The organism is Pseudoalteromonas sp. NCCP-2140 (assembly GCF_023708065.1).
Classification (GTDB): domain Bacteria; phylum Pseudomonadota; class Gammaproteobacteria; order Enterobacterales; family Alteromonadaceae; genus Pseudoalteromonas.
The window spans coordinates 231,917-244,180 of record NZ_BRCZ01000001.1; the positions used below are offsets into that span (position 1 = coordinate 231,917).

At 42.8% G+C, this 12,264-nt stretch carries 10 protein-coding genes; 5 read left to right on the top strand and 5 right to left on the bottom strand.

The features are described from left to right. The 3 genes from prpC to prpF all read left to right on the top strand — a co-directional run bounded on the left by prpC (position 1) and on the right by prpF (position 5,006). Complete coding sequence (gene prpC, locus NFU46_RS01155) at positions 1-1,125, top strand: 2-methylcitrate synthase (protein ID WP_251598903.1); 1,125 nt, start codon at positions 1-3, stop codon at positions 1,123-1,125. A gap of 116 nt (positions 1,126-1,241) precedes the next feature. After that, on the top strand, positions 1,242-3,833 hold the full coding sequence (acnD, locus tag NFU46_RS01160) for a Fe/S-dependent 2-methylisocitrate dehydratase AcnD (protein ID WP_062565268.1): 2,592 nt from the start codon (positions 1,242-1,244) through the stop codon (positions 3,831-3,833). A 3-nt stretch (positions 3,834-3,836) separates the two neighbouring features. After that, entirely contained in the window at positions 3,837-5,006 is a 1,170-nt protein-coding gene (gene prpF / locus NFU46_RS01165; RefSeq protein ID WP_251598905.1) for a 2-methylaconitate cis-trans isomerase PrpF, read from the top strand. 29 nt (positions 5,007-5,035) lie between these two features. Here prpF and NFU46_RS01170 read toward each other — a convergent pair whose 3' ends face one another. After that, positions 5,036-5,944, bottom strand: a complete 909-nt coding sequence (locus NFU46_RS01170; RefSeq protein WP_175081853.1) for an ABC transporter substrate-binding protein — start codon at positions 5,942-5,944, stop codon at positions 5,036-5,038. Between the two features lie 194 nt (positions 5,945-6,138). On the opposite strand from NFU46_RS01170, the gene NFU46_RS01175 reads away from it, so the two are divergent. Together NFU46_RS01175 and NFU46_RS01180 are read left to right on the top strand one after the other, a co-directional pair. Next, positions 6,139-8,085, top strand: coding sequence for a glycoside hydrolase family 97 protein (locus NFU46_RS01175; protein WP_251598907.1), 1,947 nt, complete (start codon positions 6,139-6,141; stop codon positions 8,083-8,085). Positions 8,086-8,277: 192 nt separating this feature from the next. Next, positions 8,278-8,592 carry a multidrug efflux SMR transporter gene (locus NFU46_RS01180; RefSeq protein ID WP_062565271.1) on the top strand — a complete coding sequence of 105 codons (315 nt, stop codon included), beginning with the start codon at positions 8,278-8,280 and terminating at the stop codon, positions 8,590-8,592. A 76-nt stretch (positions 8,593-8,668) separates the two neighbouring features. Here the strand turns inward: NFU46_RS01180 and NFU46_RS01185 are convergent, their stop codons facing one another. From NFU46_RS01185 to NFU46_RS01200, 4 genes are read right to left on the bottom strand one after another with little or no spacing between them, the layout of a single operon-like run. Further along, the gene (locus tag NFU46_RS01185; RefSeq protein WP_251598909.1) at positions 8,669-9,523 is read right to left on the bottom strand and encodes a fumarylacetoacetate hydrolase family protein; all 855 of its coding nucleotides are present in this window, start codon (positions 9,521-9,523) and stop codon (positions 8,669-8,671) included. Positions 9,524-9,543: 20 nt separating this feature from the next. Continuing rightward, positions 9,544-10,320, bottom strand: coding sequence for an SDR family NAD(P)-dependent oxidoreductase (locus NFU46_RS01190; RefSeq protein WP_251598911.1), 777 nt, complete (start codon positions 10,318-10,320; stop codon positions 9,544-9,546). A 22-nt stretch (positions 10,321-10,342) separates the two neighbouring features. Next, the gene (locus tag NFU46_RS01195; protein ID WP_251598913.1) at positions 10,343-11,203 is read right to left on the bottom strand and encodes an amidohydrolase; all 861 of its coding nucleotides are present in this window, start codon (positions 11,201-11,203) and stop codon (positions 10,343-10,345) included. Then, positions 11,200-12,246 carry an aldo/keto reductase gene (locus tag NFU46_RS01200; protein ID WP_251598917.1) on the bottom strand — a complete coding sequence of 349 codons (1,047 nt, stop codon included), beginning with the start codon at positions 12,244-12,246 and terminating at the stop codon, positions 11,200-11,202. Before NFU46_RS01200 ends, NFU46_RS01195 begins: the two co-directional genes overlap by 4 nt. Positions 12,247-12,264: the final 18 nt, after the last annotated feature.

The window sequence follows — 12,264 nt, forward strand, 5'->3', positions numbered from 1 at the left end:
ATGGTAGATAAAGCATTAGGCGGCGCAGGTTTACGTGGTCAAGTAGCAGGTGAAACAGCACTGTGTACAGTAGGTAAATCAGGTTCAGGTTTAACTTATTGTGGTTATGATATTAGTGAATTAGCAGATAAAGCACAGTTTGAAGAAGTGTCTTTTTTACTGTCGCGCGGTGAATTACCAACAGAGTCTGAGCTGACTGAATATAAAGCAAAGCTAAAATCACTACGTGGTTTACCAGATGCACTAAAAACAGTGCTTGAGAACATTCCTAAAGATGCGCACCCAATGGATGTAATGCGTACTGGTTGTTCTATGCTAGGTAACTTAGAGATGGAGCAAGATTTCTCACAAGCGAATGATGCGATTGACCGCCTAGTTGCCGTATTCCCGAGCATTATTTGTTACTGGTATCGTTTTAGCCATGACGGCGTTCGTATTGAAACTGAAACAGATGATGATTCGGTAGGTGCACACTTCTTACGTTTATTACATGACGAAGCACCATCAGCACTGTTTGAGCAAGTAATGAATGTGTCTTTAATTTTATATGCAGAGCATGAGTTTAATGCATCAACATTTACTGCGCGTGTGTGTGCATCAACATTGTCTGATATTCACTCTTGTGTAACGGGTGCTATTGGTAGTTTACGTGGCCCATTACATGGTGGTGCGAACGAAGCCGCTATGGATATGATTGAAGGCTTCACAAGCCCAGATCAAGCTGAAGATGCACTAATGGGTATGCTTGAGCGTAAAGACAAGATCATGGGCTTTGGTCACGCTATCTACCGCGAATCAGATCCACGTAACGTGATCATCAAAAAATGGTCAGAAAAACTGGCTGCAGAAGTGGGTGACGATGTTCTTTATCCTGTGTCTGTTCGCTGTGAAGAAGTTATGTGGCGTGAAAAGAAATTATTCTGTAATGCTGATTTCTTCCATGCATCTGCGTATCACTTCATGGGGATTCCAACTAAGTTATTCACGCCAATTTTCGTGATGAGCCGTGTTACGGGTTGGACAGCACACGTGAAAGAGCAACGTGCTAACAACCGTATTATTCGCCCAAGTGCAGATTATACGGGCCCAGAAGCGCGCAGCTATTCGCCAATTTCTGAGCGTTAATCGTAATTAAATCAGTGATAGGGGTAGCTTAGCTGCCCCTTTATGAAGGGGCGAAATAAATACAAAAACAATCAGCCCACCTTTGTTCACCGTCACCAAGTACAAGTAGAATCATCATGAATACAAATTTTAGAAAACCATTAGCAGGCACCGGAGTCGATTACTTTGATACCCGCGCTGCTGTTGATGCAATTAAACCGGGCAGCTATGCCACACTTCCTTACACATCGCGAGTACTTGCCGAAAACTTAGTTCGTCGCTGTGATCCTGAAATGCTAAATGATGCATTGTCGCAATTGATTGACCGCAAGCGTGATTTAGATTTTCCATGGTTTCCTGCTCGTGTTGTTTGTCACGATATCTTAGGTCAAACAGCGTTAGTTGATTTAGCAGGTCTGCGTGATGCTATTGCTGCAAAAGGCGGCGATCCTGCAAAAGTAAACCCTGTGGTACCTACACAGTTAATTGTTGACCACTCATTAGCGGTTGAACACGCAGGTTTTGAACCTGACGCATTTGAAAAAAACCGTGCTATTGAAGACCGTCGTAACGATGACCGTTTCCACTTTATCAATTGGACAAAAACAGCATTTAAAAATATTGATGTTATCCCGCCAGGTAACGGCATTATGCATCAAATCAATTTAGAGAAAATGTCACCGGTGATCCAAAAACGTGATGGCGTGGCATTCCCAGATACATTAGTTGGTACAGATAGCCACACACCTATGGTCGATGCGTTAGGTGTTATTGCAGTCGGTGTAGGTGGTCTTGAAGCTGAAAGCGTGATGCTTGGCCGTGCATCTTACATGCGTTTACCTGACATTGTGGGTGTTGAACTAAAAGGCAAGCCACAACCGGGTATTACTGCAACCGACATTGTATTAGCGATCACCGAATTTTTACGTAATGAAAGAGTTGTGTCGACCTACCTTGAATTTTATGGCGAAGGTGCTGATGCACTAACCTTAGGCGATAGAGCAACTATCTCTAATATGACGCCAGAGTTTGGCGCAACAGCAGCGATGTTCTACATCGATGACAACACACTTGATTATCTACGTTTAACTGGCCGTGAAGAAGAGCAAGTTAAACTAGTTGAAACATACGCAAAAGAGACTGGCCTTTGGAGTGATAGCCTTAAAACGGCTGAATACGAGCGTGTGTTAACCTTTGATCTATCATCAGTTGGTCGCAATATTGCGGGCCCTTCGAATCCACATCGCCGTGTTGCAACTAGCGATCTTGATAAAGCGGGTATCACTGGCGTTGTTGAGAATGAAGAAGGCTTAATGCCAGATGGCGCCTGTATCATTGCAGCAATCACAAGTTGTACTAATACCAGTAACCCACGCAACGTTATTGCTGCAGGTTTACTTGCGCGTAATGCTAACGCTAAAGGTTTAACTCGTAAGCCATGGGTTAAAACATCACTGGCACCGGGTTCTAAAGCGGTTAAGTCTTATTTAGAAGAAGCTAATTTGTTACCTGAGCTTGAGCAACTTGGCTTTGGTATTGTTGCCTTTGCGTGTACAACCTGTAATGGCATGAGTGGTGCGCTTGATCCAAAAATTCAGCAAGAAGTGATTGACCGTGACCTATACGCAACCGCTGTACTGTCGGGTAACCGTAACTTCGATGGTCGTATTCATCCTTATGCTAAACAAGCATTCTTAGCTTCACCGCCACTGGTTGTTGCTTATGCAATTGCCGGTACTATTCGTTTTGATATCGAAAAAGATGTATTAGGGCATGATCAACAAGGCAACGAAATTCGCCTAATGGATTTATGGCCATCAGATGAAGAAATTGATGCGGTGATCAAACAAAGTGTTAAACCTGAACAATTTAAAAAGGTTTACGAGCCAATGTTTGATTTAAGTGTAGATTACGGTGAAGACAACGATCCACTTTACCAATGGCGCCCACAAAGTACTTATATTCGCCGTCCTCCTTATTGGGAAGGCGCATTAGCGGGTGAACGCTCTCTGAGTGATATGCGTGCACTAGCTGTGTTGGGCGACAACATCACTACTGACCACTTATCACCTTCGAATGCGATTTTAGCGTCAAGTGCTGCTGGTGAATACCTCGCTAAAATGGGCCTGCCGGAAGAAGATTTTAACTCGTATGCTACTCACCGAGGTGACCATTTAACAGCACAGCGTGCTACATTCGCTAACCCTAAGTTATTGAATGAAATGGTTAAAGAAAATGGTGAAGTGAAGCAAGGTTCATATGCTCGCATTGAACCAGAAGGCAAAGTGACGCGTATGTGGGAAGCTATCGAAACCTACATGGAGCGCAAACAACCGCTTATCATTGTGGCAGGTGCCGATTATGGTCAAGGTTCATCACGTGACTGGGCTGCAAAAGGTGTTCGCCTAGCTGGTGTTCAAGTCATTGCAGCCGAGGGCTTTGAGCGTATTCACCGCACTAACTTAATTGGTATGGGCGTATTACCGCTTGAGTTTAAAGCAGGCACGACGCGAACTACGCTAGGTATTGATGGTAGTGAGAGTTTCAGTGTCAAAGGTGAGCCAACACCAGGCGCAACATTGACACTAGTGATTACCCGTGCCAATGGTGAAATCGTTGAAGTACCAATGACGTGCCGTTTAGATACCGCTGAAGAAGTGTCAATTTATTCAGCGGGTGGTGTACTGCAACGTTTCGCGCAAGATTTTTTAGAATCTGAGGAGCACTAAGCGATGGCGTTTAAACCACAAATTAAGGTGCCAGCGACCTATATGCGTGGCGGCACCAGTAAAGGGGTGTTCTTTAACTTAACTGACTTACCTGAGCCAGCCCAAGTGGCAGGTGAGGCGCGCGACAACCTGTTATTACGTGTGATTGGCAGCCCCGATCCTTACCAAAAACAAACTGATGGTATGGGCGGTGCAACCTCAAGCACCAGTAAAACGGTGATTTTATCGAAAAGCGCTAAAGCTGATCACGATGTTGATTATCTGTTTGGTCAAGTTGCTATCGATAAGGCGTTTGTTGATTGGAGTGGTAACTGCGGTAATTTAACTTCAGCAGTCGGGGCCTTTGCTGTGTCAAACGGTCTTGTTGATGCCAGCAAAATTCCAGAGAACGGCGTTGTTGAAGTTAAAGTATGGCAAGTCAATATTAGTAAAACCATCATAGTGCACGTGCCAATTACTAACGGTGAAGTGCAAGAAACTGGTGATTTTGAGCTTGATGGCGTGACCTTTCCAGCCGCTGAAGTGAAACTTGAATTTATGGACCCTGCAGATGGCGAAGGGGCCTTATTTCCAACAGGTAACTTAGTCGATGAATTAGAGGTGCCGGGTATTGGTATGTTGTCTGCAACGATGATCAATGCGGGTATTCCTACAGTTTTCATTAACGCCAGTGAAGTTGGCTACGATGGCACAGAGCTACAAGAAGCCATTAACGGTGATGCATCGGCACTTGAAAAGTTAGAAACGATTCGCGCCTATGGAGCGTTGAAAATGGGGTTAATTTCTCATATTGATGAAGCAAAAGCACGTCAACATACGCCAAAAGTAGCTTGGGTTGCACCAGCTAAAACTTATCACGCATCAAGCGGTAAAGTTGTAAATGAAACCGATATTGATTTAGTGGTACGTGCTATGTCGATGGGTAAATTGCACCATGCTATGATGGGCACGGCTGCGGTAGCAATAGGTACTGCAGCTGCCATACCTGGAACTTTAGTAAACCTTGCTGCAGGTGGTGGTGAGCGACAAGAGGTAAACTTTGGTCATCCTTCTGGCACTTTAAAAGTCGGCGCTGCTGCAACATTTGTTAATGGTAATTGGCAAGTCACAAAAGCAAGTATGAGCCGAAGTGCACGTGTATTAATGGAAGGCTGGGTTCGAGTGCCCGAGTAGCAGTACACATAATCAAAATAAAGCGGCGGTTACGCCGCTTTGTCTAATCCGTAGCATTGTTGCTTCATACCTTCGATAAACTCGTCAAACTTGCCGCTTTGTTGCATTAGTTCTATTTCGTCATTTAAGTCTTCTAAAACTTTTTGCCAGTGCGGCGTTGATTTGCTGACAGAAAAATATAGCGGTTTGTATTCAAGCTTAGGCTCTAATGCGACCAGTGATTCTAAAATTTGTCGTTTGCCGCTATTTGATAATTCAGACTTGTAAACGCTTGCTTTTAACACTTCAAGATCTGCCACAATCAGGCTTACTCGGTTACTAAGCAAGAGATGAATTAGTTGGTACTCATTATTAGCGACGATTGTATCGATTTCTTTATTATCAATCATGGCATCGAGTTCTTTGGTGTTTTTATATGAGCGAACTACACCAATAGGCAAGTCTTTTACAGAGTTTAAATCCCCATTAAATGGAATTTGAGTTCCTTTTAACGCCACGAAAGAAAGATTCCCACCTGGAATGGCATGGCTTAAAGCGAGTAAATTGTTGCGGGTTTTATCAAGGAAGTTATCTGAAATAACATCATCTTCAATGAAATATTCAGGAAAGAGAATATCAGCGCGACCTAATTCAGCTTCTCTTACGGCACGCGCCCAAGGATAAAAGCTAATGTGCACGCCATAGCCTTTTTCAAGTAAGGAGCTTACAGCAAATTGGTAAAGCCAGCCTTTGTTGCATAAGTTTTCGTCTATATAAGGAGGCCAATCTAAAGTAACGAGCTTTAAAACATGTTTGGCATCTAAGTTATAACCATATCCGCCGTTGAAACGCACCGCTTCTTCAGTGATGATTTCGCCATTTTTTTCAAAGCTAACAGGCGTAAGGCCCGCAAGAGCTTGATATGAGGCGAATAAAAAAAATACGGTTAGTAGTTTCATAAATTGTTTAAGTTTTTGTTATTTATCTAAAGCTTAGCCTTTTGCCGTAAATATACAACCTAGTAACTGTAACAATATCTAACGGATGGAGTACATTTTTCGATCACAGCTTATTTTAATAGGCTTGAGTGACAAAAAGTTTACATTTGTATTATGATATCACTTAATGCTTTTGCAGTTTAAGGATAACAACAATGATAAAACCAAGTATCTATATATCACTTCTCACAAGCTCTATGCTTGCTCACGCACAATTACCGCTTAGCGTTACAAGCCCAGATGGACAAATAACTGTAAAACTCGAAAAACAACAAAATCAGCTTGTTTATAGCGTAAATTATGGCAACCAAGAGTTTTTGCAGCAATCACAGCTTGGTTTAAATACCAACCTGGGTGATTTTTCACAAAGCCTAAAATATAAAAGCCATACAACCGCTTCAGTCAATGAAAGCTATAAGCTGCATAATGCGAAGGTAAGTGAAGTAAACTACACAGCAAATTCACTCAAAGCGCAATTTGAAAACCAAGACGGCAGAATGCTTGGCGTCGAGTTTAATGTGTCTGATAGCGATGTTGCATTTCGTTATCAGATATCGGGTGCTGAAACAGACACCCGTATCAAGGTGTTAGCTGAATACAGCGCTTTTAATTTACCAGATTCTGCAACTACATTTATAAGCCCACAAGCCTTACCTGAAACGGGCTGGATGCAAACAAAACCAAGTTACGAAGAGCCTTACACCTTTAACGAAGCCCTTGGAACACCGTCAGCGAACGGCGTGGGCTATACCTTTCCTGCATTATTTAAAAATAGCGATAAAGGTTGGCTTTTAATCTCAGAAACCGGTGTTGATAGCCATTATGTTGGCTCAAAATTAAGCGAAGGCACGAAAGACGGTGTTTATCGTATTTCATTTCCTCAGGCTGGAGAGAACAATGGCATTGGTGCAACTTATGCGGCTATGGCAATGCCTGCAACCACACCTTGGCGCACCATCACGTTAGGAGCAAGTTTAAAACCAATCGTTGAATCAACCGTGGCGTTTGATTTAGTTAAACCCCTTTATCAAGCAAGCCAAGATTATAAAATGGGTCGTTCAACATGGAGCTGGATTGTTTGGCAAGACCCAAGTATCAACTACGATGACCAAATCAAATTTATTGACTTAGCTGCATCATTAAATTTTGAATATGTATTAATCGACAATTGGTGGGATAAAAACATTGGCCGCGAGAGAATGGCTGAATTGGTTAAGTACGCTAATGGTAAGGGCGTTGATGTTATTTTGTGGTACAACTCAAATGGCTGGTGGAATGATGCACCACAGACCCCACAAAATAGAATGAACAGTGCACCAGCACGTCGAAATGAAATGGCGTGGCTACAAAGCATTGGTGTAAAAGGGCTGAAAGTAGACTTTTTTGGTGGTGACAAACAAGAAACCATTAAACTCTATGAAGATATTCTCACTGATGCAAATCAGTATGGTTTAGTGATCACCTTTCATGGCAGCACCATACCGCGTGGTTGGGAAAGAATGTATCCGAACTTCGTCACATCTGAAGCGGTTCTAGCATCGGAAAACCTTGTTTTTCATCAAAATTCGTTAGATTTACATGCCTATAACGCGACTATTTTACCGTTCACTCGTAATGCTATTGGCGCTATGGACTTTGCCCCAGTGTTTTTAAACAAACGCTTATCTCAAGATCAAACAGTCGGCACTATTCGTAAAACCACAGATACATTTGAACTGGCAACAGGTGTGCTTTATCAATCACCAGTGCAACATTTTGGCCTGACGCCAAATAACCTTGAAGAGCAACCTCAATTTGTTCTTGATACTTTAAAGGCGATGCCAACGGTATGGGATGAAACACGCTATATTGCAGGTCAGCCAGGTCAAGATGTAACGATCGCAAGGCGTCATCAACAAACATGGTGGGTAGCAGCTGTGAATGGTGAAAATAAAGCCAAAACATTAGATATTGATTTACCTATGTTAGCAGGCAAAAAAGTCACATTGTTGTTTGATAACAAAAATGGCAGTGCAGGAACCAAGCAAGTCAAAGTAAGTAACAGTGGTAAGTTAACCTTAAACTTATTAGCTCAAGGTGGCGCACTGATTATTGGTCGCTAAATGTGAGTCAAAAGGCGATAAACAAAACCAAGTAGAGAAAAGCGAGCAGGTTGCTCGCTTTTTTTTGGCTATAGTTGCCTTGCTACCTTGGGCGTGCTAGATTTCGTCGGGTGTGGTGATGTACTACACCGCTTTGAGGACGACCTTAAAGCTGAAATTAAATTCGGGGACGACCCCATAAAGAGGTCGACCATGAATTGGATCCTACTTATTGCTGCTGGCTTACTTGAAGTCGCTTGGGCTTATGGCCTAAAACAATCAAACGGTTTTACTAAACCACTCATTTCATTCTTTACAATCTTAACCATGGCTGCGAGCTTCTATTGCTTAAGCGTGGCGCTTAAATCATTACCACTTAGTTTGGCTTATGCGGTTTGGGTAGGTATCGGCGTAATTGGCTCAGCAATTATTGGCATGACGCTATTATCAGAAGGCGTAAGCCTATTAAAAATTGCCAGCTTACTGCTGATTGCTCTTGGCATTATTGGTTTGAAACTCGCCAATTAGTGTTGGTATAAAAATCCGATAGGCTTTGCTCTATCGGATTTTGGGTCTAGATCAAATGCAATTTGGGATTTATTAATTAGTGTAATTTTTTATAATCAACGACGACTTGCTGTTGTACGCCAAGGCCTTCAATGCCAAGGGTAACTGTGTCGCCTTCTTTTAAGTAAACCGGTGGTGTTTGCCCTAAACCTACTCCCGGTGGCGTTCCGGTAGAGATAACATCACCCGGTTGCAGACTCATAAATTGGCTGAGATAACTGACGATAAACGCTGGATCAAACACCATAGTTTTTGTGTTGCCGTTTTGGTATTGGGTATCGTTCACCTTTAACCACATATCTAAATTAAGTGGATCCGGAATTTCATCTTTGGTGACTAACCATGGGCCAAGTGGGCCAAATGTGTCACAGCCTTTCCCTTTATCCCATTGTGAACCGCGTTCTAGCTGGAAGTTTCGTTCAGACACATCGTTACACACACAATAACCAGCAATGTAATCATATGCGTTTTCTACATCGACATAGGAGGCGTGTTTACCAATGACAATGGCAAGTTCAACTTCCCAGTCTAGCTTTTCGCTATTTTTAGGCTTGATTATATTATCGTTAGGGCCGCTAATCGCGCTGGTGGCCTTGCTAAATACTTCAGGCTCATTGGGAATGGCCATGCCAGATTCTGCAGCGTGATCAGCATAATTTAAGCCAATACAAATAAACTTACCTACATCAGCAATACATGAACCGATACGCACAGGCTCTTCAATAAGCGGCAAGGTGTTTAAGTCAATTTGACTAATAAAATTGAGTGTTACTGGTGATAAAGCTTGGCCATTGATGTCTTTGAGCACGTTACTTAAACAACGTAGCTTGCCATCGCTGTCAATAATGCCGGGTTTTTCTTGGCCAAAAGGGCCGTATCTTAGTAGTTTCATGATGATTCTCTTTACTTCTATTAGTTATTCAAGGTGACGAAACCGCCATCAATGGGAAAATTACTGCCGGTAATAAAGGCTGCATCATCTGAGCAGAGGTAATCGACCAGTCCGGCAATTTCTTCAGGTTTACCCATGCGGCCTATAGGTTGACTTTTAGAGAGCTTTTCAAACATTTCAGCCTGATTTTCTGGGTAACTTTGAGCTAAAAAATTATCAACAAATGGAGTGTGCACTCGACCTGGCGCAATACAGTTACAGCGGATGCCATCATTTATATAGTCTTTTGCAACTGAATAGGTCATGGTTAGTACCGCGCCTTTCGTCATTGAGTAAGCAAACCTGTGAGCAATACCGACCGAAGATGCAACCGAAGCAAGGTTAATAATGACGCCGCTTTTTCGAGATTTCATGCTCTCGATAGCTGCATGAATACAGTTATAAACGCCCTTAACATTAATGTTATAGAGTCTGTCCAAATCAGCTTCTGTGGTGTTTTCGATATTGCCGATATGGGCAATACCGGCGTTGTTAACCAAAATATCAATGGGGTAGTGCTTGGTAATCGTATTAAATAACTCGTGAACTTGTTGATGGTTTGCAACATCGACGGCGTACGCATCGGCACTGCCACTGTCGCGAAGAATTTCATCTTTCACTAAGTTTGCAGCGTCAAGGTTTAAATCAACCACCATGATATGAATGTCACGTTTTGCCAAACGCAAACAGATGCTGCGCCCGATGCCACTTCCACCACCGGTTACTAGGGCTATTTTTTTTGTGTTTTGCTGGCTCATAAAAAGTCCTTAACTGGGGAAATTAAAATAATTGGTAAAGTCTCTTGGCATTATCGGACCAAATCTTTCGCTGCTCAGAGACTGGTAGAACACTTATCAGCACATCGCTGATGTAATGCCAGTCGGTATAACAGCCATTCATGTTAACCACTGGCCAGTCGCTGCCCCATAAAATTCGGTTGGCACCAAATAACTGATAAATGAGTTCGAAGTAGGGGCGATATGTATCGATATCGACACAATCAGCCTGTGCTTGTGACATAAGCCCGGAAAACTTAATCGAGACATTTTTTAAGCATGCAAGTTGATAGAGCATGTCTTCCCAATGTTCAGATTTTGGCTTTGTTAAATCCGGTTTAGCCAGATGATTAATAACGATGTTTAGATGAGGATGCTGCTTAGCAATAGTGAGTACGTGCGGTAAGTGACACTCATGCACTAGGGCATCAAAACAGAGCTTATGCGCCGCTAAAAATTGGAAAATTGGCGTAAATTCTGGGTTTAAGATCCAATCAATTTGTTCAATATCTTGCAGCATAGGACGTACACCTTTGAAGTAAGGATCTGCTGCAAATAAGGTTAACTGTTTAAGGACGTTGGCATCGGTAAAGTCGACCCAACCAACAACACCTGCAATAAAACTGTAGGACTTAGCAAGTTTCAGTAAAAAACGCGTTTCATCATGTGAGTCGGCCGCTTGCACCACAATAGTGTTAGCAATGTCATTAATAGCAAGGGTCGTAGTGAGTCTTTCTGGTAAATAATCTTGATAAAGCACAGTTAAATCTTCACTTAACCAGCGATAGTCGCCACGGCTCAATTGCCAAAAATGTTGATGGCTATCTATTTTCTTAATCGGGTTGAGTGTGCTGATTGTGTTCATGATGCGTCTCCGCTTTCTGGCGTCGGTGCATGCTGTGCAATGAGACCCGCTGTTTTTAAATCTTGCCAAAACTGGTTCGGGATCACCTGATTAAATAATTCGACGGTTTTGTGCACCCGTTTTTCGTTACCAAGCCCAGGTATAACCGAGGCAACGGCGGGATGCGCGAGTGGAAACTGTAAAGCTGCAGCTGCTAATGTGACATTATGATCAACACAAACAGCTTCAATTTTGGCGACTTTGTCGATGATTTCTTGTGGCGCTGGTTGATAGTTGTAGTATGGGTTTTGAAAATGACGAACGCCCGTTGCTAATATTCCCGAGTTATAGGGCCCACCTAAGATAATAGACGCACCATGCTCTATACATGCAGGTAAAAAATCATCGAGAGGTTGCTGCTCTAATAGTGAATAACGACCAGCTAATAAAAAGCAATCGAACTGTCCCATTGCCATTGCACGTTGGCATATTTCAACTTCGTTAACCCCTAAACCGATAGCTTTAATTTGCCCACTTGCTTTGAGCTCTTCTAACGCGCGGTAGCCGCCTTGCTCAAATTGCATAAAATAAAAGGCATCTCGCTCGGCGTGTGTATCAACGCCTAAATCATGTACGAGTAAAATATCAATTTCAGCTAAACCTAAACGTTGTTGGCTATCTTCAAAAGAGCGCATAATGCCATCGTAGCTGTAGTCATATTGGGCATCAAAAGGCATTGGCGTGGCAAAGCCATGACGCAGCTGCGTTACATCAGCATGGGGATCAGGTTTGATCAATCTGCCAACCTTGGTTGATAGAATATACTCTTTTTTACCAAGACCGCGCAGGGCATCACCAACACGACGTTCACTTAACCCAGCACCATAGCGAGGGGCGGTATCGAATAATGAAATGCCTACTTCAATTGCTGCAGTTAAGGTATTTTTAGCTTCTTCATCGCTCACTGCTTGATATAGGTTACCCATAGAGGCCGCGCCAAAACCGAGGGTTGAAACCTCAATGCCGGTTTTTCCAAGCGGACGCGTTTTAAATGTGTTTTTCATAACATACCTCTTAAGGTT

Coding starts and splice junctions, on each gene's coding strand:
- prpC (WP_251598903.1), top strand. CDS start 1: ATGGTAGATAAAGCATTAGGCGGCGCAGGTTTACGTGGTCAAGTAGCA.
- acnD (WP_062565268.1), top strand. CDS start 1,242: ATGAATACAAATTTTAGAAAACCATTAGCAGGCACCGGAGTCGATTAC.
- prpF (WP_251598905.1), top strand. CDS start 3,837: ATGGCGTTTAAACCACAAATTAAGGTGCCAGCGACCTATATGCGTGGC.
- NFU46_RS01170 (WP_175081853.1), bottom strand. CDS start 5,944: ATGAAACTACTAACCGTATTTTTTTTATTCGCCTCATATCAAGCTCTT.
- NFU46_RS01175 (WP_251598907.1), top strand. CDS start 6,139: ATGATAAAACCAAGTATCTATATATCACTTCTCACAAGCTCTATGCTT.
- NFU46_RS01180 (WP_062565271.1), top strand. CDS start 8,278: ATGAATTGGATCCTACTTATTGCTGCTGGCTTACTTGAAGTCGCTTGG.
- NFU46_RS01185 (WP_251598909.1), bottom strand. CDS start 9,523: ATGAAACTACTAAGATACGGCCCTTTTGGCCAAGAAAAACCCGGCATT.
- NFU46_RS01190 (WP_251598911.1), bottom strand. CDS start 10,320: ATGAGCCAGCAAAACACAAAAAAAATAGCCCTAGTAACCGGTGGTGGA.
- NFU46_RS01195 (WP_251598913.1), bottom strand. CDS start 11,203: ATGAACACAATCAGCACACTCAACCCGATTAAGAAAATAGATAGCCAT.
- NFU46_RS01200 (WP_251598917.1), bottom strand. CDS start 12,246: ATGAAAAACACATTTAAAACGCGTCCGCTTGGAAAAACCGGCATTGAG.